33 protein-coding genes and 1 other RNA gene are annotated in these 26999 nt (G+C 71.1%); 17 read left to right on the forward strand and 17 right to left on the reverse strand.

The window, feature by feature from the left end:
• Nucleotides 1-4: 4 nt before the first annotated feature.
• Both NYE39_RS04210 and NYE39_RS04215 read right to left on the reverse strand, forming a co-directional pair.
• Nucleotides 5-1342: a glutamine synthetase family protein gene (locus tag NYE39_RS04210; RefSeq protein WP_072624823.1), complete on the reverse strand. Its 1338-nt coding sequence runs from the start codon at nucleotides 1340-1342 to the stop codon at nucleotides 5-7.
• 128 nt (nucleotides 1343-1470) lie between these two features.
• Complete coding sequence (locus NYE39_RS04215) at nucleotides 1471-3828, reverse strand: immune inhibitor A domain-containing protein (protein WP_236953355.1); 2358 nt, start codon at nucleotides 3826-3828, stop codon at nucleotides 1471-1473.
• 250 nt (nucleotides 3829-4078) lie between these two features.
• Here NYE39_RS04215 and panB point away from each other — a divergent pair, with 250 nt between their 5' ends.
• Nucleotides 4079-4933: a 3-methyl-2-oxobutanoate hydroxymethyltransferase gene (gene panB, locus NYE39_RS04220; protein ID WP_072624825.1), complete on the forward strand. Its 855-nt coding sequence runs from the start codon at nucleotides 4079-4081 to the stop codon at nucleotides 4931-4933.
• Between the two features lie 2 nt (nucleotides 4934-4935).
• A complete protein-coding gene (locus NYE39_RS04225; RefSeq protein WP_072624826.1) occupies nucleotides 4936-5565 on the forward strand; it encodes a class I SAM-dependent DNA methyltransferase in 630 nt (209 codons plus the stop codon).
• 3 nt (nucleotides 5566-5568) lie between these two features.
• On the opposite strand, the gene NYE39_RS04230 is transcribed toward NYE39_RS04225, so the two are convergent.
• A complete protein-coding gene (locus tag NYE39_RS04230; protein WP_318843239.1) occupies nucleotides 5569-5811 on the reverse strand; it encodes a methionine aminopeptidase in 243 nt (80 codons plus the stop codon).
• 32 nt (nucleotides 5812-5843) lie between these two features.
• Here NYE39_RS04230 and map point away from each other — a divergent pair, with 32 nt between their 5' ends.
• From map to NYE39_RS04245, 3 genes are all read left to right on the forward strand, one after another.
• Nucleotides 5844-6707: a type I methionyl aminopeptidase gene (gene map, locus NYE39_RS04235; RefSeq protein ID WP_072624827.1), complete on the forward strand. Its 864-nt coding sequence runs from the start codon at nucleotides 5844-5846 to the stop codon at nucleotides 6705-6707.
• A gap of 12 nt (nucleotides 6708-6719) precedes the next feature.
• The gene (gene ppgK / locus NYE39_RS04240) at nucleotides 6720-7475 is read left to right on the forward strand and encodes a polyphosphate--glucose phosphotransferase (RefSeq protein ID WP_072624828.1); all 756 of its coding nucleotides are present in this window, start codon (nucleotides 6720-6722) and stop codon (nucleotides 7473-7475) included.
• A gap of 67 nt (nucleotides 7476-7542) precedes the next feature.
• The gene (locus NYE39_RS04245) at nucleotides 7543-8802 is read left to right on the forward strand and encodes an APC family permease (RefSeq protein ID WP_192910394.1); all 1260 of its coding nucleotides are present in this window, start codon (nucleotides 7543-7545) and stop codon (nucleotides 8800-8802) included.
• A 125-nt stretch (nucleotides 8803-8927) separates the two neighbouring features.
• Here NYE39_RS04245 and NYE39_RS17275 read toward each other — a convergent pair whose 3' ends face one another.
• The 5 genes from NYE39_RS17275 to NYE39_RS04265 form a co-directional block, all read right to left on the reverse strand.
• Nucleotides 8928-9395, reverse strand: a complete 468-nt coding sequence (locus NYE39_RS17275) for a tyrosine-type recombinase/integrase (RefSeq protein ID WP_072624829.1) — start codon at nucleotides 9393-9395, stop codon at nucleotides 8928-8930.
• Between the two features lie 9 nt (nucleotides 9396-9404).
• Nucleotides 9405-9938, reverse strand: coding sequence for a site-specific integrase (locus NYE39_RS04250; protein ID WP_072624830.1), 534 nt, complete (start codon nucleotides 9936-9938; stop codon nucleotides 9405-9407).
• A 111-nt stretch (nucleotides 9939-10049) separates the two neighbouring features.
• The gene (locus tag NYE39_RS04255) at nucleotides 10050-10613 is read right to left on the reverse strand and encodes a hypothetical protein (protein ID WP_125932824.1); all 564 of its coding nucleotides are present in this window, start codon (nucleotides 10611-10613) and stop codon (nucleotides 10050-10052) included.
• A gap of 5 nt (nucleotides 10614-10618) precedes the next feature.
• On the reverse strand, nucleotides 10619-10846 hold the full coding sequence (locus tag NYE39_RS04260) for a DUF3263 domain-containing protein (protein ID WP_072624831.1): 228 nt from the start codon (nucleotides 10844-10846) through the stop codon (nucleotides 10619-10621).
• Entirely contained in the window at nucleotides 10821-11261 is a 441-nt protein-coding gene (locus tag NYE39_RS04265) for a hypothetical protein (RefSeq protein WP_072624832.1), read from the reverse strand. Before NYE39_RS04265 ends, NYE39_RS04260 begins: the two co-directional genes overlap by 26 nt.
• Nucleotides 11262-11571: 310 nt before the next feature.
• Between NYE39_RS04265 and NYE39_RS04270 the strand changes: the two genes are divergently transcribed.
• Nucleotides 11572-11745 carry a hypothetical protein gene (locus NYE39_RS04270; RefSeq protein WP_164513588.1) on the forward strand — a complete coding sequence of 58 codons (174 nt, stop codon included), beginning with the start codon at nucleotides 11572-11574 and terminating at the stop codon, nucleotides 11743-11745.
• Here the strand turns inward: NYE39_RS04270 and terL are convergent.
• Entirely contained in the window at nucleotides 11742-13244 is a 1503-nt protein-coding gene (gene terL, locus NYE39_RS04275) for a phage terminase large subunit (protein WP_072626236.1), read from the reverse strand. The genes NYE39_RS04270 and terL overlap by 4 nt on opposite strands.
• Nucleotides 13245-13273: 29 nt before the next feature.
• On the reverse strand, nucleotides 13274-13639 hold the full coding sequence (locus NYE39_RS04280) for a hypothetical protein (RefSeq protein WP_125932825.1): 366 nt from the start codon (nucleotides 13637-13639) through the stop codon (nucleotides 13274-13276).
• Between the two features lie 165 nt (nucleotides 13640-13804).
• On the opposite strand from NYE39_RS04280, the gene NYE39_RS04285 reads away from it, so the two are divergent.
• From NYE39_RS04285 to NYE39_RS04300, 4 genes are all read left to right on the forward strand, one after another.
• Nucleotides 13805-14338: a hypothetical protein gene (locus tag NYE39_RS04285; RefSeq protein WP_072624834.1), complete on the forward strand. Its 534-nt coding sequence runs from the start codon at nucleotides 13805-13807 to the stop codon at nucleotides 14336-14338.
• 69 nt (nucleotides 14339-14407) lie between these two features.
• Nucleotides 14408-15298 carry a peptidoglycan recognition protein family protein gene (locus NYE39_RS04290; RefSeq protein ID WP_072624835.1) on the forward strand — a complete coding sequence of 297 codons (891 nt, stop codon included), beginning with the start codon at nucleotides 14408-14410 and terminating at the stop codon, nucleotides 15296-15298.
• 2 nt (nucleotides 15299-15300) lie between these two features.
• A complete protein-coding gene (locus NYE39_RS04295; RefSeq protein ID WP_072624836.1) occupies nucleotides 15301-15642 on the forward strand; it encodes a hypothetical protein in 342 nt (113 codons plus the stop codon).
• 1 nt (nucleotide 15643) lies between these two features.
• A complete protein-coding gene (locus NYE39_RS04300; protein ID WP_072624837.1) occupies nucleotides 15644-15856 on the forward strand; it encodes a hypothetical protein in 213 nt (70 codons plus the stop codon).
• A gap of 69 nt (nucleotides 15857-15925) precedes the next feature.
• On the opposite strand, the gene NYE39_RS04305 is transcribed toward NYE39_RS04300, so the two are convergent.
• The 4 genes from NYE39_RS04305 to NYE39_RS04320 all read right to left on the reverse strand — a co-directional run bounded on the left by NYE39_RS04305 (nucleotide 15926) and on the right by NYE39_RS04320 (nucleotide 19716).
• A complete protein-coding gene (locus NYE39_RS04305) occupies nucleotides 15926-16231 on the reverse strand; it encodes a hypothetical protein (RefSeq protein ID WP_072624838.1) in 306 nt (101 codons plus the stop codon).
• Nucleotides 16232-17014: 783 nt separating this feature from the next.
• Nucleotides 17015-17395, reverse strand: an RNA gene (gene rnpB, locus NYE39_RS04310) — RNase P RNA component class A.
• A gap of 30 nt (nucleotides 17396-17425) precedes the next feature.
• Complete coding sequence (locus NYE39_RS04315) at nucleotides 17426-18010, reverse strand: TMEM165/GDT1 family protein (RefSeq protein WP_072624840.1); 585 nt, start codon at nucleotides 18008-18010, stop codon at nucleotides 17426-17428.
• A gap of 239 nt (nucleotides 18011-18249) precedes the next feature.
• A complete protein-coding gene (locus NYE39_RS04320) occupies nucleotides 18250-19716 on the reverse strand; it encodes an RNB domain-containing ribonuclease (protein WP_341011920.1) in 1467 nt (488 codons plus the stop codon).
• Between the two features lie 37 nt (nucleotides 19717-19753).
• Here NYE39_RS04320 and NYE39_RS04325 point away from each other — a divergent pair, with 37 nt between their 5' ends.
• The 7 genes from NYE39_RS04325 to NYE39_RS04355 all read left to right on the forward strand — a co-directional run bounded on the left by NYE39_RS04325 (nucleotide 19754) and on the right by NYE39_RS04355 (nucleotide 24780).
• Entirely contained in the window at nucleotides 19754-20500 is a 747-nt protein-coding gene (locus NYE39_RS04325; RefSeq protein ID WP_192910397.1) for a YaaA family protein, read from the forward strand.
• Nucleotides 20497-21588, forward strand: coding sequence for an ArsB/NhaD family transporter (locus NYE39_RS04330; RefSeq protein WP_226282557.1), 1092 nt, complete (start codon nucleotides 20497-20499; stop codon nucleotides 21586-21588). Before NYE39_RS04325 ends, NYE39_RS04330 begins: the two co-directional genes overlap by 4 nt.
• A gap of 92 nt (nucleotides 21589-21680) precedes the next feature.
• Nucleotides 21681-21971: a hypothetical protein gene (locus NYE39_RS04335; protein ID WP_072624843.1), complete on the forward strand. Its 291-nt coding sequence runs from the start codon at nucleotides 21681-21683 to the stop codon at nucleotides 21969-21971.
• Entirely contained in the window at nucleotides 21968-22921 is a 954-nt protein-coding gene (locus NYE39_RS04340; RefSeq protein ID WP_192910398.1) for an FAD:protein FMN transferase, read from the forward strand. Before NYE39_RS04335 ends, NYE39_RS04340 begins: the two co-directional genes overlap by 4 nt.
• The gene (locus NYE39_RS04345) at nucleotides 22918-23487 is read left to right on the forward strand and encodes a ferric reductase-like transmembrane domain-containing protein (RefSeq protein ID WP_072624845.1); all 570 of its coding nucleotides are present in this window, start codon (nucleotides 22918-22920) and stop codon (nucleotides 23485-23487) included. Before NYE39_RS04340 ends, NYE39_RS04345 begins: the two co-directional genes overlap by 4 nt.
• Entirely contained in the window at nucleotides 23484-24566 is a 1083-nt protein-coding gene (locus NYE39_RS04350; protein ID WP_192910399.1) for an NADH-ubiquinone oxidoreductase-F iron-sulfur binding region domain-containing protein, read from the forward strand. The genes NYE39_RS04345 and NYE39_RS04350 overlap by 4 nt, the downstream gene beginning before the upstream one ends.
• A 64-nt stretch (nucleotides 24567-24630) precedes the next feature.
• Nucleotides 24631-24780, forward strand: coding sequence for a hypothetical protein (locus NYE39_RS04355; protein ID WP_192910400.1), 150 nt, complete (start codon nucleotides 24631-24633; stop codon nucleotides 24778-24780).
• Between the two features lie 15 nt (nucleotides 24781-24795).
• On the opposite strand, the gene NYE39_RS04360 is transcribed toward NYE39_RS04355, so the two are convergent.
• From NYE39_RS04360 to NYE39_RS04370, 3 genes are all read right to left on the reverse strand, one after another.
• Nucleotides 24796-26013, reverse strand: coding sequence for an O-succinylhomoserine sulfhydrylase (locus tag NYE39_RS04360; protein WP_094078831.1), 1218 nt, complete (start codon nucleotides 26011-26013; stop codon nucleotides 24796-24798).
• Nucleotides 26010-26423: a rhodanese-like domain-containing protein gene (locus tag NYE39_RS04365; RefSeq protein ID WP_072624848.1), complete on the reverse strand. Its 414-nt coding sequence runs from the start codon at nucleotides 26421-26423 to the stop codon at nucleotides 26010-26012. The genes NYE39_RS04360 and NYE39_RS04365 overlap by 4 nt, the downstream gene beginning before the upstream one ends.
• A gap of 73 nt (nucleotides 26424-26496) precedes the next feature.
• On the reverse strand, nucleotides 26497-26991 hold the full coding sequence (locus tag NYE39_RS04370; protein ID WP_072624849.1) for a hypothetical protein: 495 nt from the start codon (nucleotides 26989-26991) through the stop codon (nucleotides 26497-26499).
• Nucleotides 26992-26999: the final 8 nt, after the last annotated feature.

A 26999-nucleotide genomic window follows, 5' to 3' on the forward strand; every position in this document is an offset into this window, starting at 1 on the left:
GTCCTCACAGTCGCGGCAGCAGACTTTCCAGCTCGAAGGGGGTGACCTGGTTGCGGTAGTCGGCCCACTCCTGCCGTTTGTTGCGCAGGAAGAAGTCGAAGACGTGCTCGCCCAGGGTCTCGGCGACGAGCTCGCTCTCCTCCATCGCCTCGATGGCCTCGGAGAGACTCGAGGGCAGCGGCTTGATGCCCATCGCCTTGCGCTCGCGGTCGGTGAGGCTCCACACGTCGTCCTCGGTCTCCGCCGGGAGCTCGTAGCCCTCCTCGATGCCCTTGAGCCCCGCGGCGAGGGTGACGGCGAAGGCGAGGTAGGGGTTGCACGCCGCGTCGAGGCTGCGCAGCTCGACCCGGCTGGAGTTGCTCTTGTTGGGCTTGTACATCGGCACCCGGACCATCGCCGAGCGGTTGTTGTGGCCCCACGTCAGGTGCGCCGGCGCCTCGCCGCCGCCCCACAGGCGCTTGTAGCTGTTGACCCACTGGTTGGTCACGGCCGTGAACTCGCGACCGTGGTGGAGCAGGCCGGCGATGAACTGACGGCCGACCTTGCTCAGCCGGTAGGGGGCACCGGCCTCGTAGAAAGCATTGGTGTCGCCCTCGAAGAGCGAGAGGTGGGTGTGCATCCCGCTGCCGGGGTGCTCGGCGAAGACCTTGGGCATGAAGGTCGCGTAGACACCCTGCTCGAGGGCCACCTCCTTGATCACTGTGCGGAAGGTCATGATGTTGTCCGCCATCGACAGCGCGTCGGCGTAGCGCAGGTCGATCTCGTTCTGCCCCGGGGCGCCCTCGTGGTGGCTGAACTCCACGGAGATGCCGACCGACTCGAGCATGGTGATGGCGGCACGACGGAAGTCGTGGGCCTCCCCCTTCGGCACGTGGTCGAAGTAGCCGCCGTCGTCGACCGGCTCGGGCCGCTCGCCCCGCGGCGTGCCCTGCTTGAGCAGGAAGAACTCGATCTCGGGGTGGGTGTAGAAGCTGAAGCCCATGTCGGCAGCCTTGCCCAGCGTGCGGCGCAGGACGTAGCGCGCATCGGCCAGGGCGGGGCTGCCGTCGGGCAGCTGGATGTCGCAGAACATGCGCGCGGTGCCCGGGTGCTCACCGCGCCACGGCAGCACCTGGAAGGTCGAGGGGTCGGGGCGCGCGAGCATGTCGGCCTCGTAGACCCGGGTGAAGCCCTCGATGGCCGACCCGTCGAAGCCGAGGCCCTCGCTGAAGGCGCCCTCGAGCTCGGTGGGGGCGATGGCGACCGACTTGAGCGTGCCGAGGACATCGGTGAACCACAACCGGACGAACCGGATGTCCCGCTCCTCGATGGTGCGGAGGACGAACTCCTGCTGACGATCCATGCGCCCATCCTGCCCTAGGCGGGCGGCACGGATCGTGCAGGGCACGACGAGACCCGCCCCACCCCCTTCGGTCGAAGGGGGTGGAGCGGGCCCGTCGATCGCCTGCGGTGCTCAGCAGGTGGGTGCGATCACTTACCTGACTGGATCCGGAGGGACATCTCGTCCTTCTTCTCCTTCAGGACGGTGATCTTCGTGCCGGATCCGGCGACCTTGGTCGAGCTCCACGGGTTGTCGGCCGACCAGTAGCGGTTGGGGTCGGAGTCGTCGAACGTGCGGATGCCCGGAGTCGAGGGGACCGTCTGCGGGATGCCCGCGTTGTGGAAGGTCACCCGGTCGGTGCGCTGGGTGCCGAAGGTGGCGTCGAAGGGCTGACGGCGGTTGCCGAGCAGCTTGCCGTTGGAGAACTTCACCGGCGCCGGGCGGGCGTCGACGGGCAGGACCTGGCCGTAGCCGGGGTGCACGCTGGTGTTGTTGTCCGAGTAGGCGTTGTTGATGTACCAGACGAGCAAGCCGGCCTGGTACGGGAAGCGCTCGACCCAGTCGGGGCGCTCGGGGTCACCGAAGTTGTACGGACCGGTCTTGAGGTTCTTGTCGTAGCCCGAGTACACGCGGTTCTCCGCGAGGTAGTAGCTCTGGACCGTCTCCGACGTGGAGCCCGACATCCGGGTGAAGCCGTCTGCGGTCCAGCCGTTGTCGCCGGACTCGACGTCGTCGGTGAGGACCGCGGTCCCGTCGACCGTGATGGTGATGTCGTCGATGAAGGCCCCGGGCTCGGAGACACCACCGTCCGACTGGTAACGCCAGCGGAACTGGACCTTCTGGCCCGCGTAGGCGCTCAGGTCGGCCGTGACCTCGTTCCACGACAGGTCGCCGCCGTCGGTGGCGGACAGCTCCTCCCACGTGGACCCACCGTCGGTGCTGACCTCCGTGTAGAGGAAGTCGTAGCCGGCCTCGATCTGGGTGGCCAGCTGCGCCGAGACCGACGCCGAGGTCGCCCCGGTGAGGTCGATCTCGCGGGTCAGGGTGTTGTTGAGGTTGTCGGCGGAGCCGGACCACCACTCGTAGCTGCCGGAGTGGGGGGTGTTGTAGTCGGTCGTCACGGTCTCCTCGGGGAGGAGGACCGCAGCGGCCTGGGGCAGCTTGGCGTGGTCACGGTCGGCGGGGCCCAGGTCGAGGTTGACGTTCTGCCCCGGCTTGACAGTCCCGGCGTCGAGCCAGCCGAGCTGCAGCTTTTCCCAGGCACCCATGTAGCCCGGGCTGGAGCCGATGTCGACGGTGCCGTCGTTGAGCCACGAGCCGCCGGACATCAGGGTCCAGAAGCCGGTGCCGTTGTCGCCGCCGGCGGTGTCGTAGAGGTCGGGCAGACCGAGGTCGTGACCGAACTCGTGGGTGAAGACACCCAGGCCGCCGTTCTCCGGCTCGGTCGTGTAGTCACCGATCCAGATGCCGGAGTCACCGAGCGGGACACCGCCGAGCTTGTTCTGCCCCGGGCCGTCCTTGCCGATGTTGTTGGAGAAGGCGTACCAGCGGTGGCTCCAGATGGCGTCCTCGCCCTGCTCGCCGCCACCGGCCTCCTCGCCCTCCCCGGCGTGGATCGCCTGGAAGTGGTCGATGTAGCCGTCGGGCTCGTTGAAGTCGCCGTCACCGTCGAAGTCGTAGCGGTCCCAGACGTCGAACTGCGCGAGGTACTCCTTGATCTCCGCGTCGGACCTGCCCTGGGCCTTCTGGTCCTCGTACCAGGCGGTGGCGGTGTCCTTGACGTAGTTCCAGTAGCCCTCGGCCTCGGTGGTGCCGTCGCCCGCGACGGGGTTGTGGCCGTAGCGGGCCTCGTTGAAGGGCACCGTCACCCAGTCGCTCACGTCACCCTTGGTGAGGAAGCGGCCCTGCGACTGCTTGAGGTAGAAGTCGCGGAAGGACTCCTGCTCCTTCTTCTTGCCCTTGCCCTTGCCCTTGCCCTTGGTCTTGCCCTTGGTGTCGGCGTCGGACCCGAACATCAGCTCGGTGTAGTGGTCCCGGCTGAAGTCCTCGTCCCAGATGGTCGAGTTGTTGACCGACCGGTCCGGCTCGGGGATCTCGTTGTGGACCGGGCCGGCGTCGCCGCCCTGGGCGGGCTTGGTCTGGTCACCGAAGTCGGTGAGGACCGTGAAGACGCTCGCCTCACGGTCGACGTCGTACTGGACGTACTTGGTGCGCTTGCCCTTGCCCTTGCCCTTGCCCTTGCCCTTTCCCTTGGCCGCGGTCGTGTTGTCCTGGTGGCCCTTGGCCTTGGCGTGGGTCTCGGCGGCGTCATCGCTGGTGATCTCGATGACCTGCGTGCCGTTCTTGGTGACGACGCGGGCCTCGCCGCGCATCAGCTTGTCGACGGCGTCCTCGCGCAGCTCGCGCTGCGCGTCACCCAGGGGGTTGGGCAGGTCGTCGTGCCGGGCCGACGAAGCGGCCTTGTCCTCGGGTGCCACCGCGGCACTCGTCCCTGCACTCGCGGCCATCGGCGCGAGGGTCAGGACGAGGGCGGAAGCCGCGAGGCCGGACACGACATGGGTGTGGCGTCTCTTCACGGGTCCTCCAAAAAGATGCTGTGGCTCGAACCACAGGGGGTGAGCGCACTCAACCAAGATTTGCCGGCCTCCGGGAGTCACCACAGGAGTTTCTGAAGGAATCCTTACTCTTGACCCGGCGACCCTGCGGGTTTTCCCTCTATCCTCCGGCGCATCGTGCGGTCAGGCCTAGGGTGGCCCCATGAGCGAGACGACCGCCCCCTACGGATCCGGGAGCACCCCTCCCCCTTCGGCGCCCAAGCGGGTGCGCATCCCCCACCTGCAGGCGATGACCGATCGCGGCGAGCGCTGGGCCATGCTCACCGCCTACGACATGTACGCCGCACAGGTCTTCGACCGCGCGGGCATCCCGGTGCTGCTCGTCGGCGACTCGGCCGGCAACAACGTCTACGGCCACGAGACGACCGTGCCCGTGACGCTCGACGAGATGATCCCGCTGACCCGCGCCGTCGCCGGTGCCGCGGCGAGCGCCCTCGTCGTGGCCGACCTCCCCTTCGGCACCTACCAGGCCTCCCCCGAGCAGGGCTACCTCTCGGCGGCCCGCCTGATGAAGGAGGGCCTGGCGCACGCCGTCAAGCTCGAGGGCGGCGCCGAGATGGCGCCGACGATCGAGCGGATGACCCAGGGGGGCATCCCCGTCATGGCGCACATCGGCTTCACCCCGCAGAGCGAGCACACCCTCGGCGGCTACCGCGTCCAGGGGCGCGGCGAGGCCGCGGGCAAGCTGCTCGAGGACGCCCGGGCGGTCCAGGACGCCGGCGCCTTCGCGGTCGTCCTGGAGATGGTGCCCGCTCCGGCCGCGGCCGAGGTGACGCGCGAGCTGAGCATCCCGACCATCGGCATCGGCGCCGGCCCCGACTGCGACGCCCAGGTCCTCGTGTGGCAGGACATGGCCGGGCTGCGCACGGGCAAGGCGCCCCGCTTCGTCAAGCGCTACGCCGACGTCGGCACCGTCCTCGAGGACGCGGCGCGCGCCTATGCCGCGGACGTCGCGGCCGGCACCTTCCCGGCAGCCGAGCACTCCTTCGAGAGCTGACGATGGCCCCCGACGACCTGCCCGAGATCCGCACGCGGTGGTCGGAGGTGTCCGGCGGCATCGACGCCGCGCACGCCTACCAGCGACGCTTCGACGAGCTGGCGAGCGGCGGTGCCGACCTCGACGGCGAGGCCCGCTTCGTCCACGGCCTGCACGAGGCACCGGTGCGCGTCCTCGACGCCGGGTGCGGCACCGGGCGGGTCGCGACCGAGCTGACCCGGCTCGGCCACGACGTCGTCGGGGTCGACGCCGACGCGGCGATGATCGAGGTGGCCCGCGAGCGAGACGACGTGACCCGCTTCGTCCACGCCGACCTGGCCACGCTGTCGCTCACGACGCAGGCCTTCGACGTCGTGCTCCTCGCGGGCAATGTCGTGCCCTTCCTCGCCGACGGCACGCTCGTCGAGGTCCTGCGCCGACTGCGGGCACACCTCACGGGTGACGGGCTGCTCGTCGCCGGGTGGTCCCTGCCGGGCCACCAGCCCGACGGGGCCGCCGCGGTTTCGCCCGAGGACTACGAGCGGGCGGCCTTCGCCGCCGACCTGTCCCTCGTCACGCGCTACGCGACGTGGGAGGCGCAGCGCTGGCCCGGTGACGGCTCCTATGGCCTGACCGTGCACCGGCCGCGCTGATCGTCAGGCCCCGGCGTCGCCGGTCTGCCACTCGCGCTCCTTGCGGTCCTCCTCGTCCCAGGCTTCTGTCTTGGCGCGCGCGGTGGCGAGCGCGGCGGCGGCCTCGGCCTCGGTCTCGTAGGGGCCCATGACGTCCTCGCCCTGGGAGCGGTTGTCGTCGGTCTCGACCTGCTGGGTCTCGATGTTGAACCAGTACGCCATCGTCGTGCCGTCCTTCCTCGCGGTGACCCGCGGACCGGGGCGCATCGGTCACGCCCTCGTTGCCTAGACTTCACCGCATGCCTGCCGCTGCCGCAACCGTGACACCCGGTGAGGTCTCGCCCCGCCGCGCCGTCCCTGCCGCCATCGCGCGGCCCGAGTACGTCGACCGGCCGGCGCCGACCCCCTTCGACGGCAGCGAGATCAAGGACGCCGAGACGATCGAGCGGATGCGCCACGCCTCGCGGATCGCCGCGCAGGCGCTCGCAGCGGCCGGTGCGGCGGTGGCTCCCGGCGTGACGACCGACGAGGTCGACCGGATCGGCCACGAGTTCCTGCTCGACCACGGCGCCTACCCCTCGACCCTGGGCTACCGCGGCTTCCCCAAGTCGCTGTGCACCTCGATCAACGAGGTCGTCTGCCACGGCATCCCCGACTCGCGGGCGATCGAGGAGGGCGACATCGTCAACATCGACATCACCGCCTTCGTCGGTGGTGTGCACGGCGACACCAATGCGACCTTCTTCGCCGGCGAGGTCGACGAGGAGTCGCGTCTGCTCGTCGAGCGCACGCACGAGGCGATGATGCGTGGCATCAAGGCGGCGCTGCCCGGGCGGCAGATCAACATCATCGGTCGGGTCATCGAGCGCTACGCCGCTCGCTTCGGCTACGGCGTGGTGCGCGACTACACCGGCCACGGCATCGGGACGAGCTTCCACTCCGGGCTCGTCGTGCCCCACTTCGACGCCGCCCCCGGTCACGACGCGGTCATCGAGCCGGGCATGACCTTCACGATCGAGCCGATGCTCAACCTCGGCACGCCCGACTGGCAGATGTGGGACGACGGGTGGACCGTCGTGACCGCAGACGGTCGACGGTCCGCGCAGTTCGAGCACACGATCCTCATCACCGACGACGGCAACGAGATCCTCACCCTCCCCTGAAGGTAGGTAGCGATGAGCAAGAAGCCCCACGCCCTGGGCATCGACATCGGCGGCAGCGGCATCAAGGGTGCCCCGGTCGACCTCGACAAGGGCAGCTTCACCGACGACCGGCTGCGGATCGCCACCCCCGAGGAGTCGACCCCAGAGGCCGTGTGCGTCGTCGTGGCGCAGATCGTCGACCACTTCTCGGTGAAGAAGGACCTGCCGCTGGGCATCACGATCCCGGCCGTCGTCATGCACGGCGTGGTCCAGACCGCGGCCAACATCGACAAGGCGTGGATCGGGATCGACGCCGACGAGCTCTTCAGCGACCGTCTCGGGCGGGAGGTCCACCTCGTCAACGACGCCGACGCCGCAGGGGTCGCCGAGCGGCACCACGGAGCGGCGAAGGGAGCCAAGGGCACCGTCGTCCTCACCACCCTCGGCACCGGCATCGGCACCGCCGTGCTCGTCGACGGGCACCTCGTGCCCAACACCGAGCTCGGGCACATCGAGATCGACGGGCACGACGCCGAGACCCGCGCCGCGGAGTCCGTGCGTGAGCGCGAGGGCCTGTCGACGCAGGAGTGGGTGGAGCGCCTGCAGACCTACTACTCGCGCCTCGAGTCGCTGCTGTGGCCCGACCTCTTCGTCGTCGGCGGCGGGGTGAGCAAGCAGGCCGACACCTTCCTGCCCCTGCTCGACCTGCGGACGCCGATCGTCCCGGCGAAGCTGAAGAACAAGGCCGGCATCATCGGTGCCGCCCACCTCGCGGCCAAGGGCACCTGACCACGATCCGGTCTCGGCTCGTGGTGTCGGGCCCGGCCCGCCCCGTCGCATGCGGCAGGCTGGGGCCATGACGACCTCGCGGGGAGCGGGCCATCAGGCCCTCTCACGTCGGCTCGGCCTGACCGACGCCGTCGGGATCGGCCTTGCCTCGATGCTCGGGGCCGGGGTCTTCGTCGTCTTCGCCCCGGCTGCGGCCCGGGCCGGCTCGCTGCTGCTGCTCGCCGTCGTCCTCGCCGGGGCGCTCGCCGTCGTCAACGCCACCTCGACCGCTCGACTGGCGATCCGATATCCCAGGGCAGGCGGTGCCTACGTCTACGGGCGTGAGCGGCTGGGCATGCCCTGGGGCCACCTGGCCGGGTGGGCCTTCATCAGCGGCAAGATCGCCTCGTGCGCGGCCATGGCACTGACGATCGGTGTCCACCTGCTCCCCGGCTGGTCCAAGGCCGTGGCGATCCTCGTCGTGCTGGTGGTGCTCGCCCTCAACCTCCAGGGCATCGAGCGACCGGCACGGGTCGCGCGGGCGATCACGCTCGCCGTGCTCGTCGTGGTGCTCACCTTCGTCGTCGTGCTCCTGATGAGCCCACCGGTCACCGCCGACGCTCCCCCGCCGACCCCGCCCGGGTCCGGCGGCTGGTGGGGCGTCGCGCAAGCCGCGGGCTTCATGTTCTTCGCCTTCGCCGGCTACGCCCGGGTCGCGACCCTCGGCGAGGAGGTCGTCGAGCCGCGGCGCACCATCCCGCGCGCCGTCACGATCTGCCTGGGCGTCGTGCTGGGCCTCTACGTGCTCATCACCGTGGCCCTGGGACGCACCCTGGGTGCCGGGTGGGTCGCCGCGCGCGAGGCGCCGCTCGCCGAGGCGGCCGAGATCTCCGCCTGGCCCTGGCTGGGCCCCATGCTGCGCATCGCGGCCGTGCTCGCGGCTGGCGGCGCGCTGCTCGCCCTGACACTGGGCGTCTCCCGGACCGTCCTGGCCATGGCGCGCGACCGGCACCTGCCACCGGTGCTCGCGCGGCTCGAGGGACCACACCGGGTCCCCCGCCGCGCCGAGATCGTCGTCGCTGGCTTCGTCATCGTGATGATCGTGCTCGTCGACCTGCGCGGGGTGATCGGCTTCTCGAGCTTCTGCGTGCTCGTCTACTACGCCATCGCCAATGCCAGCGCGTGGACCCTCGACGACGGCTGGCTCGGGCGCGCGGTCGCGGCGGTCGGGTTCATCGGCTGCCTCCTCGTGGCCGTGCTGCTGCCGTGGGAGTCGGTCCTCGCCGGGGCCGTGGTCCTGGCGATCGGTGCCTTCATCGGATGGGTGCGGCACACGACGCGCGAGTGACCCCCTTCGGCACGTGGCGCGAAGGGAGGGGGATGAGTCGGCCTGTAAGCCGGGTACCCGAACACACCCCGCCAACAGCGGGCTCCAGCCCTGCAGGTCCGTCTCAGGTCCGTCCCGACCCGCACTCACGCAACCCCGAGACCCCCGTGCGCGGCCTCGACCGCAGCCAAGATCGACGACTGATCTGACGGCCACAGATGGGCGTACGTCCTCAAGGTCTCCGACGGATCCGCATGCCCCAACCGGTCCGCCACAGCCCTCGGCGACAACCCCGCCGAGATCAGCAACGACGCGTGATGATGCCGCAGCTCACGCCACCCCTCCCCCTTCGGCCGGCCCGCAGCCTCCCGCCACGCGTACTGCAGATGCGACCGCGACAACGGGCCACCCGACCGCGCCGTGAACACCAACCCCGACGCCCCAGGCGGACGCTCCCGCAGGTGCTGCTCGAGCACCTCCGCGGTCGACTCCGCGAGCGGCACCCGCCGCCGCGACCCCGGCCGCTTCAACGGACCCCACACCAGCCCATCACGCGTCGACCCCGACGCCAACTGCCGATCCACCACCAGCACCCCGCCGGCCACGCGGTCCACCGTCAACGCTCACAGCTCCCCCGGCCGCAACCCAGACCCGGCCCCCAGCCACACCATCGCCCGCAACGGGCCCGGTACTGCGTCGGCGATCTGCGCGACCTCCTCCACCGTCAACGGCGTCACCGCGGCAGCCTCGTCACGTGGCAGCGCGATCCGCCGGCATGGCGACACCGCGATCACCCGGTCCTCCACCGCGCTATCGAAGACGGCGGACACGTAGGTGTAGAGCACCTTCACCGTCGACGGCGCCAGCCCAGACTGGGCGACGAGGTCCTGCACCATCCCGCGCGTCACCCGTGCCAGCTGCACGTCCCCGAACGCCGGATAGGCATGGTTCTGCAGCCTCGACTTCACCTGCGCAGCCGTCGACGGCGCGTGATGCGCCTGTCGCGCCCGCCACGCCTCCGCGTACTCCCGGAACGTCACCGTCGACGGGGTGACGTATGTGCCGGCACGCTTGTCCGTCTCCACCCGCGCGAGCACCGCCAACGCCTCGTCCTTCGACGCGCACGCCTTCGACCGCTCACGGCCGTCCGGCTCCACCCAGCGCGCCAGCCACCGCTTCCCCCGGCCGTGCCGAGGCCCCTTCAGCCGGCGTCCACCGCCCGGGTTGGGGACGGTCCACCGGTCTACGACGTGCCCCACGCACCCCGCCTATTCCACAGTCCATGTCGTGCCCGTCGCACCATCGGGCGAGTACGTAACAGCAGAGGCGGACACTCCTTGATTCATGGCAACCATCACCCAGCCCTTTCGACACTGCCCGACCGGTATCGGATCACTCCCGAACGGATACTGCGGCTTCGGGAAGTCACTCCAAGTCATATTGCTGGCCGGGTACGACCCGCCGTCATCACCCTGCAGACCCCACGGAGACCAGCCCGTCGTGACCGTCTCTCCCTGCAGGTCGGCCAAAGCGCACGTCTCGATCTCGACCTTCCACCACTGCTGGTCCGCGGCGAGTTGCGAGTATTCAGAACTCGCTTGCTCTACCGCGATAGCACGCGTCTTCTGATAGTCGTTCTGGGCGTACTCGCCAAGCGACCAAGGGACAGTTGTTGTCGAGCTGGCGCTCGGCTCGGGCGCGAGACTTTCCTCGGGTATGGGCTCCGCCGTCTTCGTGACTGTGGTCGTTGACGCTCCTCCGCTGTCTCTTACACACCCCGCAAGCAGGACCACCCCCGCGGCCAAGACCGCCACTCCCCCGACACGCTTCATCCTGCTCACCTCACCCTCAAGTCCCTGAGCCGCCGCACACGCGCGACGGTCACCGGATCGTGCTCCCACGCAGCCGGGTCGGTCAAGAGCCCGTTCACTGCCTGCAGTGCCCGGACCTCCGTGAGCCCGAGCCGCGCGTACGCGTTCAACCGCCGGTCCCGCTGTGAGTCCAGCGGCCACCGGCGCCACACCTGCAGCAGCTTCACCTCAGTGCCCGTGAGCTCGCGCGTCATCCGCCCACACCTCCATCAGCTTCGCATTCTCGCTCATGTGCAGGTGCCGCATCCGGCACTCCGCAGTCGCCTCGTCCATCCACAACTCCTCGGCGAGCTCCTCGAGGGTGCGCGCCCAACGGCACGCATCCAGCAGAGCCGGCCACGAGATCAACCGCCGCGCCGCCAACTCGTCCACGGCCATCTCCTCGCGAGGCTCGAGGAACGCCGGCACCGGATGATCCGCACCCGCACCCGCACCCGAACGGGGGTCGGTCGGCAGGGCGAGGAAGACATTGCCGTCGGTGTTGAACGCCCGCTCACGCTCCGCGCCAGCGAGGACTCTGGTGAAGGTCTCCGCGTTCTCGGGGTCGTCCCTGAACGCCTGGACGACGGCGTTGATGTCCTGCCCGTCGTCGGAGCTGGGCGCGGACACGGACGGGGTGCCGAGGTAGGCGACACGCAGGTTGACGCCACGCTTGATAGGGGGTCGGCGGCGACGTTGATGCGGGCGACCGCGGACACCTGCATGACGCTCGCCCGGTCGATCACGGCCTCACCGTCGGCGGACAGACGCGCCCACCCGCGGTCCTCGGCGGCCAGGAGGCGTTGCGCGTCGAGCGCGGCCTCCTCCGCCATCTCGAGGAGGGACTCGAGGTTGGCGAGGTCGTGGCGGGGGAGCGTCACGGTGTCGGTCATCGTCTGCCCCCTACCCACGGTGTCGGTGTGCTGGTTGGATGTGCGGCATGGACTCGATCACGGGCACGCAGTGGCTGCTCATCGCCCTGATGGGGCTACTCGCGTGGGGCTTCGGCTACGTGTTCGAGGTCCCGCTGGCCTCGTTCGTGGGCTTCTTCGTCACGATCGTCGCCATGGTCGCGTTCTTCTTCGGCGGCCACCGGCAGCAGCGCCGCCGCTAGTACGACGCCGCCCAGGCCAGCCCGCCACCGTCGTCGGTGAGCAGCTCGTCCCACTCGTGAAGGTCGCCACCCTCGAGGAGCGGCACCAGCAGCAGCCGGTGCACGGCCTGCGACATGCCGTCCACCGAGTCGTCGTGAGCTCCCGCAGGGAACTCCCGCGCCTCCTCCGTCAACTCCGTTACCCACGCCGTCCCGGGCACCGCGAGCGGATCCGGGAGGACCACGTTCTGGGCTTCGACGAAGGGGGTCACAGCGGCGGCGCGCGCGTACTTCGAGCCCTCGGGCTCGACGGGGATCAGGCCACCGACCTTGGAGCGGAGCGCGTTCAAGATCGCGGGCCCGTTGGCCTTGTCCTCCACCAGCTTCGCGACGGCCTGCGGCCACCGCGCGGTCAGGTCGAGCATCATCTGCACGGACTCGGTGAACCCGGTACGGCGCCGCACCTGATCGAGGAGCCACGCTTGGTGGCCGTGGCGCATCCACACCTGCCCGACGACGTAGTCGGACGCGGCTGTGTCCTTGAAGGTGAAGTCCCACGACTGCACGAGGTCGACGTTGGGGTCGCGGCCGGCTTCGGGGACGACCCTCGTGCCGTCGTCGCGTTCGATCAACGGGGCGGTCGTGTAGCGGGCCCACCCGTCGGACGGGAAGAGGTTGCCGGCGTCGGGCGTCGGGTTGCCCTGGTAGAGCGACGCCCACGTGCGGGACCCGACGCGGACCTTGACGGCGGCCCACTGCGCGAGCGTGCGACCACGCGCGGAGACCATGAACTCGTCGAGGTCCCGGCGGAGGGGGTCGTCGGTGGTGACGGCCTGGGCGGGGATGTTGACGACGCGCCACAGGTGGCCGTCTTCGGCGGCCAGCAAGCGGCCGGCGAGGTCGTCGTGGTGCCACCTGGTGAGGATGAGCACGACGGGCGCGCCGGGCGCGAGGCGGGTGGATGCGACGTCGGTCCACCAGTCCCACGCGCGGTCGCGGTACCCCTTGGAGTCGGCCTGCTCGCGGTTGCTGATGGGGTCGTCGATGACCATGAGGTCGGCGGGGCGGCCGGTGAGGCCGGAGCCGATGCCGACGGAGAGGACGCCGCCGGTGTGGCCGTCGAGGGTCCAGTCGCTGACGGCGCCGTTGTCGGGGGCGAGGCGTAGCCCGAGGTCTGGGTGTTCGGTGATGCGTCGGCGGATGGCGCGGCCGTTGCGGTTGGCGAGGGACTGCGCGTACGACGCGGTGACGATCCGCAGGTCTGGGTTTTGGGTGAGGGCCCAGACGAGGAAGTCTCCGGCGGCGCGGGTGGACTTCCCCTCCTGCGGTGGCATGGAGATAATGAGCCGCCCGTCGGGGGTGTCGAGGAGCCGGGTGAGCTCGGTGTCGATGAGGTCGAGCGCGGGGGTTTGGACGGTGGCGGGGTTGAGGTGGGCGGCGAGGTGCCCGGGGGTGGCCCAGCGTCGGGCGGGGTGTTCGAAGGAGCGGGCGGCGGCCTCAGCCCAGTCGGTGGCGGTCATCGGGACCACCACCCTCCGTACCCGCTGCGTCAGTCGTCGATGTGGAAGTCCATCTCGGCTGCTCGCATGTAGTCCTTCATCGTTACGAGGTCCGCCTTGACGGGGTCACCCTCGATGTCGGGCTCATCCACCGCAGGAAGTGGCAGAAGCTGGTCACGAGCGAGCATGAGGAGCGCGACAGCTGTGATTGCCTGGCCCTGCTCGACGGGCTCACCCTGCACGATCGCGTCGAGCACGATGGCGGCGTGCTCGATGGCCCGGGCGGCGTCCTCGTTTGTGCAGACGTCTCGGGTTGGTCCGACGGGCGTGGCCTCACCGCGGCTGAGGTCGCCGAAGAGGGTCTGGGCCATCCCGAGGAGTCGAATGTGGGCTTGGTTGCTGTCGAGTTCGCTCATGTCGCTGAGCGTAGAGCGCGACACCGACACCCCCGGTACGAGCGAAGCGACCGGGCCCCTGCGTCGACTCCAGTCGGCGGCAAGCGGTAGCTGTCGGTGGTAGGTGCCACGCTGGTCATCTCGGCCTCCTCACCCGGAGGGGGCAGTTGATGAAGGGGAGTTCAAATGGTCGACAAGGACGAGCACGAGCAATGGGTGATCCGGCTCGGGGAGTTGATGTCGGGCTCGCACGTGTCCGTGCACCGTCACGTGGCGGACCGCCTCGCGACGGTCCTGGGCAGGCAAGAGGTGATTTGGGTCGATGGGCACCTGACGGACGAGGACATGAGCGTCAGCGGGCAGCTGCTGGTGTTCACGGAGTCGGTGATGGCCATCGTCGACCTGGCGGACGAGATGCGGAACCACGACCATCTCGGCGGGCCCCTGAAGGGCGCGACGGACGTGACTCTGGTGCCCCGTGGAGCATTGAGTGAGGTCCGCTTGTCGAGCGACGAGCCGGGCGGGCGGCAGCATTCTGCCTACGCGTGGTCGCGCATCACCCCGGACGGGCGTCCCAACAACGAAGGGTGGCCGCGGCACTCCGCTCCGGTTGAACTCCATTACGGCGACAGGATGGTCACGGTGAACGTCAGGATCGGCGAGGGGCGAGATGGCTTCGACGCGTTCATGGCGTCGCTGCTGACCGACCTCGGGAAGTAGCGAAGCGACCCGACCAGCCCGAGGACATGACGAATCGCTGAGACGCATTATGCACTCGCCCGCTCGGCCATGTCCACGCAGGCAGGGTGGGCGAGTCGCCACTCCGCCCACGCCTCCCGGAACGTCCCCAAGGAGATCGAGGCCATCCACCTCGCCAACGGCTGGAGCGGAGTCGGATACCACTTCATCGTGTCGCAGGCCGGCGAGATCTTCGAAGGCCGCGGCTGGGACAAGGTCGGCGCCCACTGCCCCGGCCACAACACCGACGGGCTCGGAATCTACATCGGCGTCGGCGGCGACCAGGAGCCCACCGAGGCCGCCAAGCGCGCCGCCCGCTGGCTGTACGACGAGGCGTGCCGACGCACCGGCAAGGGCCTCGCCAAGTCGTGGCACGGCTATGACTACCCGACCGCTTGCCCCGGCCCCAAGCTGATCGCGTGGGTCAAGACCGGGATGCCCGTCAGTGGTGCGACCCCCGCGAAGACGAGTGCCGCCCAGACCTACGCCCGTGAGGACGTCGCCCGCCTGCAGCGCGTCCTCGGCCTCGATGACACCGGCATCTGGGACGGCCTCACCGAACGGCAGGCCCTCGCCCTGCGCCGTACCCTCAAGCCCGGCATGAAGCCCGGCGTCTGGGACCGCGTCCGCTACGGGCGACCGCGCCGCTCCCGCCCCAGGGCAAGCAGACGTCCGACTCGATGCGCCGCGCCATCCAGTGGGCGCTCAAGGTCGACGTCGATGGCGATTGGGGCGAGGCCACGGACGCTGCCTGGCGCGCCATGCGAGAGCAGCACAAGCGATGAGCCCCCGCGCCCTCATCCTCGCCGGACCGACGCCCTCCACTGCCGCGACTACGACCGCGTGATCGCCCGGGCGCTCGGGCTCGTCATGGCCGGGGCGCTGCTGCTCATGGCCGCCGCACACCGCCTGTCCCACCACGCACCCTCGATCGGAGCCTGACCGTGGAGGCTGTCGACTGGCTCGTGCGATTCGTCGGGGCAAGCGTCATCACTCTCGGCGTCCTGTGGCTCGCGGCCCGGGACGTCCTCACGGTCGTCGACTGGCACCGAAGCCGCCCTGCCTACGTCAGGGACTACACCGACGCCCGTGAGTACATGGCCGTGGCCGTGATGCTCTGCCGCCGATGCTGGACCATCCGCCTGCCTGGGATTTGGGTCATCGTCGCCCGTCCGCTCTACGGCAAGGCAGCCGACCGCGCGGCTTGGGACGACCACCGCATCTTCGCCACCTCCGCGCTCGCCAGAGTCCGGAAGTACGCACCGAACCGAGAGAACGGAGCCTGACATGCAGATCCTCACCACCATCCCGGCCAAGTACCGGAAGTACGTGTACGCCCTGCTTGCCCTCGCGGCACTCGCCCTCAGCGCATACAAGGCCAGCCAAGGCGACTGGGTCGAGTTCGCCGGGCTCATCCTCGGCGGCCTCGGGTTCGGGACCGCCACCGCCAACACGCCCGCCGGCTACGAGTCCAAGCACGACGACAGCCTGCGCGCCTGACCCGACCCGCACGAGCGAGCCCCCCGCCTCTGCGGAGGTGGGGGGGCTCTTCGTGTGTCGTCAGGGGGGTCAGCAGGGGACGGGCTCGGCCGTCACGTCCCGCTGACGCATGGATCCGCGAAGGGGGACTACCCGGGCGACCGCCGCTCGGATGCGCGCCACCGCGGCACGCTGCGCATCCGACTCGTCGTAGCCGTCAGCGAGCACCTCGACCTCGACGATGCCCTGGTCGGAGTCAGCACTCACCGCTGCGTCACGCACGCTGGAGTCTGCCTCTTCGAGTTCCATGAGCTCGTCCATGAGGAGGTCGCACTCGTCGAGCACGTGCGGGGATGCGGTCGTGAAGAAGTGGGTGACGTGGACCGTCGTCGTCATCACTGGCTCCCTTCATAGCACGGCTGTCGATACAGCCACATTAGCGCGTTCTTGGCGTAGGCAGGGTCCGACGGCGAGAGGTGGATGGACCGCTGGTGATGCCCGCACGGACAGAGGACCCGATAGTAGCGCTTCTTGCGAGACACCCTCCATCCCGCGAGAGCGAACTCACCCAGCACGCTCTCGAGTTCCTTTTTCGGATGCTTCTCCCAGTCGCCCACCGGGACACCGTAGCGACCTGCAGGGACAACGCCACGGAGACCGGACGGAACTACGCCCCCGAGTTGTGAGCCCGAAGCTCTGACCCGAGGGCGTAGGACGTGCTCGGCGGCTCTTCCTAGGTCAACCGTCTAGCACCACCAGAGTACCGCGACGCACAGCACCCCCGCTGCTCCCTGAGCGGCGGGGGTTGAGGCTGGGCGATCACCGATTCCTAGGACGGATCACCACCACCAGAGTACCGGCCACCCGCCCCGCCGACCAGGCGCACGGGGCAGGCGACCGAGGGCTGACCATCACGCGGGTGATCCCGGCCCTGTGAAAAGGGTGGGGTGATTCCGGGCGAGATGCACCCCCTTCGTCACCACCTGTGGATGACGACTCGACGACAAGCGAGCCTGTGGACGAAGGCGGTGATCTTGGTCTGTCTCTGGTCCATCAGGACCTACCCAGGTCCGTCTCTGGTCCGTTTCTCACGGCACCCCGCGATACGCCGTGACTCCCCGCAACCCCCGCGTTTCGCCCGGCATGTCGGGCGAAACCCCAACGCCGCCGCAAGATGTGGGGATGAGTCGGCCTGTAAGCCGGGTTCTGTCCCCCGGGCCGGTTGCCCGGACCGGGGTGACGGCCATCCATCTCGGGTCGCCGTTGCCGACGACCTCCAGCGTCCTACCCGTGTGCTCGGGCGGGCCGCCCTCGGACGCACACTGTCTGGACTTGCTCCGGGTGGGGTTTACCGAGCCGATCCGGTCACCCGGATCGCTGGTGGTCTCTTGCACCACCGTTTCACCCTTACCGCGACGACCGAGGTCGTCGAGGCGGTCTGCTTTCTGTGGCACTGTCCCGCGGGTCACCCCGGGTGGCTGTTGGCCACCACCCTGCCCTGTGGAGCCCGGACTTTCCTCGACACCGCCGAGGCGGTGACGCAGCCGTCCGGCCGACTCATCCGACGAGCATTCTACGGTGCGGCGCAGGTCAGCCCAGCCACCCCGCGCCCTCGGCGATCAGGACCAGTCCGAAGATGGCGAAGGCGGCTGCCGCCCCGTACTTGATGACCCTCTCGGGCAGCTTGCGCCCGAGCAGGGCGCCGACGCCGATGGCGAGCGCATCGGCCGCGACCATGCCCACGGTCGAGCCGATCCACGTGCCGAACCAGTTCTCGCGCACCGCGAGGGTGATCGTCGCCAGCATCGTCTTGTCGCCGAGCTCGGCGAGGAAGAAGGCCAGACCGACGGCCAGCAGGGCCGACCCCTTCGCCTTGCGCGCCTTCTGCGCCTCCTCGTCGGTGAGCTCGTCGCCGCGCAGGGTCCACGCGGCGAAGCCGAGGAAGGCGATGCCGGCAGCGATGGCGATCGGTCCCTGGTAGCGCTCGAAGCTCGCGCCGATGAAGTAGCCGATGCCGACCGACGCCAGGTGCACGACGGCCGTCGCGGCGGTGATGCCGAGGATGACGTCACGTGCCCGGTAGCGGGTCGCGAAGGTCATCGCCATGAGCTGGCTCTTGTCGCCGAGCTCGGCGACGAAGATGACCACGGTGCTGAGCACCAGTGCTGAGAACATGAAAAAACTCCTCGTCCAGCCCGGACGAGGAGCCTGCGTGCGACGAGCCTCGACCGGGACGTCGTATGACAAACCGGTCGAAAGTCTCGTCCGCCAGTGGTGCTGGCCCGATGTGCCGGAGCCGGGGCCGAAACCTCAGGCTCAGTGTGTCGACACACCTGTTGGGGACTACTCCCTTTCGCTGGCCCCACCCTAGCCCACGGACGAAGGGAGCGACAACCACCCGTCGCACGCGGGGCTCACACCACCGTGAGCTCGACCCTGCCCTTCGCCAGGTCGACGCTCTCGAGCCGCACGGTGACCTCGGCGCCGAGCTCCGCGGCACCCGATGCCTTGGCCATCACGGGCGGGTCCACGAGCTGGATCTGGACGCGCCCCTTGCCGTCGTCGCCCTCCGGGACGTCGACGACCACCGCGTCGAAGGACTGCCCCACCCGGTCGGCCAGGGTCGCGGCCTCCACGGCGTCCGTCGTGGCCCGCTCGAAGGCGCCCGCCCGCCGGTCGGAGGCTTCCATGAGCTCCGGCAGGAGCGGGAGCGCCTCGCGCACCCACCCGGGCACCTCCGCGCCGGCACTCACCGCGGCGCACAGCGCCAGCCCGAAGCGGTCGACGAGACGACGCAGGGGTGCCGTCACGTGGGCATAGGGAGCAGCGATGGCCGCCTGCTCGACGACCTCGGGGGGCTCGCCGTCGAAGGCCGTGTAGCCAGCCCCGCGGAAGAGCACGGTCGACTCGTGGATCAGCGCGAGGTGCTTGGGGTCGGTCCCGTCGAGGGACCGCAGGAAGGTCCCGTGGTCGGTGCCCTCGGCCCACTCGACGCCGAGGGCTCGGGCGATCCGGCGCAGCTGCTGCACGTCGCGTTCCTCGGGTTCGGGCATGGTGCGCAGGATCCCCACCCCGGCCTCGAGCATCATCTCGGCCGCGACGATGCCGGTGAGCAGCGAGATCTGGGCGTTCCAGTCCTCCGCGGGCACGAGCGGTCGCAGATGGAGTCGGAAGCCTCCGTCGACCTCCTCGACCTGCTGGTCCGGCATCGGCAGCGAGGCGCCGCCGCGCTCCTGCTCGAGCGCGATCCGCAGCTCGCCGATCTCCTTGAGCAGCACCAGCCGCTCGTCGTCGGTACCAGCGTCGACGGCCGCCTGGACGGCCGTGTACTCCAGCCGCTCGGCGCTGCGCACCAGCGCCGGGTAGAGCTCGGCCGAGGTGTGGGCGCCCGTCGCGTCGAGCCGCATGTCCCAGACGTAGGCGGGGCGGACCTCCTCCGGCAGGAGGCTGGCCGCACCCTCGCTGAGCACCGGCGGGTGCAGCGGCGTGCGCTCGTCGGGCGCGTAGATCGTCTGCCCGCGACGACGAGCCTCTGCGTCGATGGCCCCACCCGGCTCGACGAAGGACTCGAGGTGCGCGATCGCGTAGCGCACCCGGTAGCCGTCGCCCTCCCGCGACAGGTGCATGGCCTGGTCGAGGTCCATCGAGCCGGGCGGGTCGATGGTGACGAAGGGGAGGTCGCTCTCGTCGCGCTCCGGTTGCGAGAGCGGCTGGGCCGCAACGCGCTCGGCCTCGGCCAGCACGTCCGCGGGGAACTCGTCGGGCACCTCCTGCTCGGCCCGGATCGCGTCGAAGCGCTCCGTGAGCCCCGCGGCGGCGACCACCTCCCCGGACTGGGGGTCGCTCGGGCGCAGGGTGACGGTTCGCTGTGCGGCTGCCATGCCAGCCACCTTAGGTGGCTGACGTATCGTCCGGGGGGTGCTCGTGCTGCTGCCCCCTTCGGAGTCCAAGACCGGCCGCTCGCGCGGCACGCCCCTCGACCTCGGGCGGCTGTCCTTCCCCACACTCACCGCGCACCGGCAGCAGGTGCTCGACGCGCTCGCCGCGGCGAGCGCCGCCCACGACGCCCACGAGGTCCTCGGCGTCAGCCCCAACCTCGTCGACGAGGTCGCCCGCAACACCGCCCTGATGAGCACTCCCGCTCCCCCGGCCGCGCAGGTCTACACCGGCGTCCTCTACGACGCCCTCGACCTCGGCGACCTCACCCCCGGGCAGCGCCGGCGGGCCAACCGCTGGATCGTCGTCGTCTCGGCGCTCTTCGGCGCGGTCCGGCCCACCGACCGGATCCCGCCCTACCGCCTGTCGATGGCGGTCAACCTGCCCGGGGTGGGCCCGCTCGCCGGGCACTGGCGGCCCGTCCTCGACGACGAGCTGACCGCCGCGGCGGGGACCGGGCTCGTCGTCGACTGCCGGTCGAGCACCTACACCGCGGCCTGGACCCCCAGCGGCGAGACCGCCCGGCGCTGGGTGCAGGTGCGGGTCCCTGGGGCGACCCACATGGCCAAGCACACCCGCGGTCTGGTGACCCGACACCTGCTCGGGGTCGACCGGGAGCCGCGGACGCCCGCGGCGCTCGCCCGCGCGCTTGAGCCGGCCTTCGAGGTCGGCCTCACCGAGCCGGCACGGCCGGGCCAGCCCTGGGTGCTCGACACCACCGTGAGGTGAGCACCGCCGAGGCCGCCGAGGTCCTCGCCCGGACCCTTCCGGTCATGGCCTTCCTCGTGGCCATCACCGTCGTCGCCGAGATCGCCGACCTCGCGGGCGTCTTCGACGTCGCGGGTCACGCCACGGCCCGCCTGGCCGGTCACCACACCGTCGTGCTGTGGCTGCTGCTCGCCGCGCTGGCGGTCCTCGTCACGACCTTCCTCGGGCTCGACACGACCGCAGTGCTGCTCACGCCGGTCGCGCTCACGGTGGCTCGGCAGGTCGGGGTGGGAGCAGCCCCCTTCGCGCTGACGACGCTCTTCCTGGCCAACACCGCTTCGCTCTTCCTCCCCGTCTCCAACCTCACCAACCTGCTCGCCGTGCAGCACCTCGCGACGCTGGGCGCAGGCCACGGCGACTTCGTGCGACTGACCCTCCTGCCCGGTCTCGCCGCGGTCGCGGGCACCCTGCTCGTCATCGGGCTCGTGCACCGTCGCGGGCTGACCGGACGCTACGCCGTCGAGCCCCCGGCAGCGCCCCACGACCGCGTCCTGCTGCGGATCGCGGCGCTCACATGTCTCGTGAGCGCGCCGCTCTTCGCCGTGGGTCTGCAGCCGTGGCTCGTCGCGTCCGTGGCCGCCCTCGTCCTCGTCGTCGCGATGGCGTGGCGTGCCCCCTTCCTGCTGCGCCGGGTCCGTCCGCCGTGGGGCATGGCCCTCGTCGTCGCCGGTCTCTTCGTGCTCGTGCAGCTGCTGCTCGACGCGGGCGCGGGAGCCGTGCTGGCCGACCTGTCGGGTTCGGGCGAGGGCGTGGGGGACCTCGCGCGCGTCGCCGGCCTCGGCGCGCTGGCAGCCAACCTGCTCAACAACCTGCCGGGCTATCTCGCCCTCGAGGCGGCTGCCGGGACGACACCCACGCGGCTCGTGGCGCTGCTCGTCGGCACCAACGTCGCGCCGATCGTCACCCCGTGGGGGTCGCTCGCCACCCTGCTGTGGCTGCACCGGGTCCGGGCTGCGGGCGTACGCATCGGCCCCGGCGCCCTGGTGGCCCAGGGCCTCGCCGTCGCCCTCGTCGCGGGCGGCGCGGCCCTGATCGCGCTGGCGGCCTGACCCGACGGCGCCCCGAGCGAAGCCACAGACCAACCACAGCACACCGACAGGCGCGGCCGCCATCGTGGGAGCACCCCCCACAGGAGGCTCCCATGACCCCACTCCCCCGCCCCCTTCGTCGAGCCCGCACCATCACGGCTGCCGCCCTCGGAGCCGGCGCCCTCGCGGCCGGCTCGATCGGCCTCGGCCTGGCCCAGACGCTCGACCCGACCGTCTCCGCGGCGACGACGAGCAGCACCGGTCCCGGCACCACCGACGTCGACACCGGCAGCAGCACCACCGAAGGCAGCACCGACACCGGGACCTCGGACGGCTTCGGCACCGTCCAGCAGGTCGGTCCCGGTCGCCAGATGGGCGTCGACAGCACGACGAGGGCGTCATGAGAGCCACCGGCGAGCTGAGCGCCATCGGCACGACGGTCCGGGTCGCGGCCACGGACCCGGCCCAGATCGATGCGGCGATGCGTCTGGTGGCGACGCAGCTGGAGCGGCTCGACGCCGCGATCTCGCGGTTTCGTGCCGACTCCGAGGTCAACCTGCTCGCCCATGTGCTCACCACCGCCGAGCGCGGCTGGCCGGTCTCGGCCCTGGTCCGCGAGCACCTGCGGGCGGCCGATCGAGCCCACCGGCTGAGCGAGGGCATCGTCGACCCGACGATCGGCGGTGCCCTCGTGCGTGCCGGCTACGACACCGACCTCGACCGGGTCCACGAGCGCGAAGGGAGCGCCCCGCCGGCTCCTCGTGCCCCGCTGCCGCCCGACGTGCCGGGCTGGGGCAGCGTGCGGCTGCACCCGGACGGCACGGTGAGCCTGCCGCGCGGCACCCTGCTCGACCTCGGGGCGAGCGGCAAGGCGCACGCCGCCGACACGATCGCGGCCGAGCTCGTGCGCTTCCTGCCCGGCGGCTTCCTCGTCGACCTCGGCGGTGACGTCGCGAGCTCCGGTCCACGACCGCTGCACGGTTGGCAGCTCGGGGTCGAGGACCCCGACGGGCACGTGGCCGAGGTCGTGCGCATGGAGAGCCAGGCCTTCGCCACCTCGTCGACCCGAGCACGCACGTGGCGTGCCGAGGGTGAGGAGCGGCACCACATCATCGACCCGCGCACCGGCCGCGTCGCGGCGAGCCCCTGGGCACAGGTGACCTGCGCCGCCCGGTCCGCCCTCGACGCCAATGCGGCGTCCACGACAGCGGTCGTGCTCGGCGAGGCCGCCCCGACGTGGCTCGCCCGGCACGGGGTGCCCGCCCGACTCATGCGCCACGACGGCACGGTCGTCACGACGCGCGGCTGGTCCGCTGGCGGACGCCGGCAGCGAGCGGGGGTGCGGTCGGCATGACGACCAACGAGCTGCTCTGGGTCACCTCCCGGGCCACCGGTGTGGTGAGCCTCGTGCTGCTGACCGCGGTCCTCGCGCTGGGCGTCGCGCTGTCGGGCTCCCGCTCGGGCTCCCCGTCGACCCGGGCCACGGTCACCGCCGTGCACCGCTGGCTCGGTCTCGGTATCGGCACCTTCGTCGTCGCGCACGTCGTCACGGCGATCGTGGAGACCTGGGTCGACATCGGCTGGCTCTCGCTCGTGCTGCCCTTCACCTCGGGCTACGAGCGGCTGTGGGTCGGTCTGGGGACCCTCGCGCTCGACGTCCTCGTCGCCGTCGTCGTCACCTCCGCGCTGCGGCACCGGATCCCGGAGCACGTCTGGCGGCTCGTGCACCTCACCGGTTACGCCCTGTGGCCCGTCGCCGTCGTCCACGGCATCGCTCTCGGGACCTCGACCACCCCGCTGCTGCGCTGGGCGAGCATCGGCTGCGCCCTCGTGGGTGGCGCGGCGATCGCCTGGCGGCTGCTCGTGCCCCACCACGACGCCCGGCAGCGGGCCACGGCCGCCGCGGGGGTCTGGTCATGACCGTCGTCACGAACCTCGCCCTCGCCGACCTGCTCGACGAGGCCGGCCTCACCGGCCGGGGCGGCGGCGCCTTCCCCACCGGCGCGAAGCTGCGGGCCGCTCGCGCCTCCCACGCCGAGCTGATCGTCAACGCCTGCGACGGCGAGCCGGGCTCGCTCAAGGACGCCTGGGTCGTGCGCGAGCACCTGGCCGAGCTCGTCCACGGGGCGGGGCTGCTCGCCGGCGGCGCTCCGGTGCGCTTCGCCGCCCACCAGGGCAGCGCGACCCTCGCGGGCCTGCAGGCCGGCGGTGTGCCGACGCTCGAGGTCCCGGCGCGCTACGTCTCCTCGCAGGAGTCGGCACTCGTCTCGCTCGCCGCGGGCGGCCTCGCTCGGCCGATGACCGCCCGGGTCCCCATCGTGCTCGGTGGCCGCGACGGGGCGGGCCGCCCGGTGACACCGACGCTCGTCGTCAACGCCGAGACCGCCTGGCGCGTGACCCAGGTGAGCGAGCGCGGCCCCGCGTGGTTCCGCAGCCACGGCACGCCCGACGAGCCGGGCCCGCGTCTGGTGACGCTCACCGGTCACCTCCCGCGTCCCGGGGTCCTCGACACCGCGGCCGGGCTCGCTCTCGCCGATCTGCTCGCTGCCGGAGGCCTCGAGCGCGACCACGACCGACCCGTCCTCGTCGGTGGCCTCGCCGGTGGTCTCCTCGCTCCGGGTGAGGCGCAGCAGGCGAGGTGGTCGACTGCTGGGCTGGCCCCCTTCGGCGCGCGCATCGGTGCCGGCACGATCGAGGCGCTCGCCCCCCGCACCTGCCCGCTCGAGCAGGTCGCCGCCCGCGTGCACCACGCGGCCGGCGAGTCCGCTGGGCAGTGCGGTCCGTGCATGTTCGGCCTGCCCGCCCTGGCCCGCGACATCGACGCGGTGCTCACGCACCCCGGGCCGAGCCAGCTCGAGGCGCTGCACGACCGGCTCGGGCTGCTGCCTGGCCGCGGGGCGTGCCGCTTCCCCGACGGGGTCGCGGCGCTCGTCCGCTCGGCGCTGCGGGCCTACGGCGGTCATCTCGTGGCGCACGGCGCAGGCAGGTGTCGGTGGTGAGCGCCAGCCGGAGGCCCACGTCGTCCACCTCGCGGTCGACCGGGTCGCCTGCACCGGTCACGGGGTGTGCGCCGCGCTCCTCGACGGGTGGGTGCTCGACCCCGAGGGCTATCCCGTTGTCCTCGACGACCGGGCGAGCCCCGCGGAGGCCGCGACCGTCGAGCGCATGTGCCCGGCACGGGCGATCTACCCGCGGGCACCGCGCTCGGGGTGACCGCGGCGCCTCAGCTCACCCCAGCGCGCGGCGCAGGTCGGCGACGAGGTCGTCGGCGGCCTCGAGACCCACCGAGATGCGCAGGGTGGCGTCGGTGATGCCGATCGCGGCCCGTGCCTCCTCGCCCATGCGGCGGTGGGTCGTCGTCGCCGGGTGGGTGATGAGTGACTTGGAGTCGCCGAGGTTGTTGGAGATGTCGACGGTGCGCAGCGAGTTCATCACCGCGAAGGCCTCGGCCTTGCCCCCCTCGATGTCGAAGGTGACGACCGTGCCACCCCCGGTCATCTGCCGCCGAGCCAGCTCGTGCTGGGGGTGCTCCGGGAGCCACGGGTGGATGACCCGGGCCACCTTGGGGTGCTCCTGCAGGGCCCGGGCGACCGCGAGCGAGGACTCGGCCATGCGCCGCACCCTCAGGTCCATCGTCTCCAGGCCCTTGAGCAGCACCCAGGCGTTGAAGGGCGACAGCGACGGACCGGTGTGCCGGATGAGGTTGCGGACGGGGCCGTCGATGTAGTCCTGCGGCCCGAGGATCGCGCCGCCGAGCACGCGGCCCTGGCCGTCGATGTGCTTGGTCGCCGAGTAGACGACGATGTCGGCACCGTGCTCGAGGGGACGTGAGAAGACCGGTGTGCCGAAGACGTTGTCGACGACGACCTGCGCGCCCGCGGCGTGCGCGAGCTCGCTCACGGCGGCGATGTCGACGAGCTCCTGCATCGGGTTGCTCGGCGTCTCGAAGAACACCGCGGTCGTCGGTTCGGACAGCGCCTCACGCCACTGGTCAAGGTCCGGGCCGTCGACGAAGACGGTCTCGACACCCCACCGCGGCAGGATCTCGTCGAGGATGACGAAGCAGCTGCCGAAGAGGCCACGGGAGGAGACGACTCGGTCCCCACGTGCCAGGAGCGCCGCGAGGGCGGTGAAGACGGCGGACATGCCCGATGCCGTCGCGTAGGCCCCCTCGGCTCCCTCGAGCAGCCGCAGCCGCTCCTCGAGCATCGCCACGGTCGGGTTGCCGTAGCGCGAGTAGACGAACTTCTCCACCTCGTCGGTGAAGGCCGCCTCCGCCTCCTCGGCGCTGCCGTAGACGAAGCCGGAGGTCAGGTAGAGCGCCTCGGAGGTCTCGTCGAAGGTCGACCTGGCCTGCCCGCCCCGCACCGCGAGGGTCTGCGGGGACAGCCCCTCGGGATCGAGGTAGGGACGAGGGTTGCCCGGGCCGAAGGGAGTCGCGCTCACCCCTGCCTCCACGGCAGGCCGGCCTGCTTCCAGCCGTTGACGGCGCGGTGGCCCTGCGCGTCGAGTTCTCCCTCGAAGCCCTCGGTGACGTTGTGTGCCGCGGTGTACCCGGCCGCGGTGGCTGCCGCGGTCGCGGCGGTGGAGCGGGCGCCCGAGCGGCAGAGGAAGAGCACGGGTGCGTCCTCGCTCGGCAGCGCGGTGCGCAGCTGGTCGAGGAAGTGCGGGTTGGGAGCGCCGTCGGGGAAGGTCGTCCACTCGACGGGGACGACCCGCTTGCCGATCGACGTCAGGTCGGGCAGCCCGACGAAGGACCACTCGGCCTGCGTGCGCACGTCGACGAGCACCGCGTGGGGGTCGCTCTCGAGGCGCTCCCACGCCTCCTGGGGGGTGAGGTCTGCGTGCTGACTCATGGCGTCAGGCTAGTCACCGCTCCCCCACACGCCCCGCTCGGGTCAGCACCCGAGACGTCGGCGGGTGCGGGCGTCAGTGCCCCAGGGAGACGCCGTGGCTGACCAGCCACGATGTCGCGAGGAAACGGGCGAGGCAGCCGATCGTCGTCACGGCGAGGAAGGTGACCGCGCTGACCCGCTTGATCCCGGCGGCGACGGTGACGACGGCCAGCGGCGGGAAGCCGATGCCCGAGCTGGCGAGCATGACCAGCGGCCCCAGACGCGGGCGGTCGAGGACGTCGATCATCGCCTTGCTCCACCGGGTGAGGCGCTCGCGGACCGGACCGACGGTGCGGCGCTGGTCGGCCGCCTCCTGCGCCTCGCGGGCCTCCTTGGCCTCGCGTCGCCGGGTGTAGGCCTCGGCCCCCTTGGCGGCGGCCACGAAGTGGGTCATCTTGCCCGCGACGAGTCCGGCGGTCATGGCCGCCACGTGCAGCGCCCAGGTCTCGGGGAAGATCACCGGGGCGGCGATGGCGTAGATCTCGGCGTTGAGCGGCGGGAAGTAGGCGGAGAGCAGCCCGAAGAGCACGGCCCCGA

Source organism: Janibacter sp. FSL W8-0316, assembly GCF_038004165.1.
GTDB lineage: Bacteria > Actinomycetota > Actinomycetes > Actinomycetales > Dermatophilaceae > Janibacter > Janibacter indicus.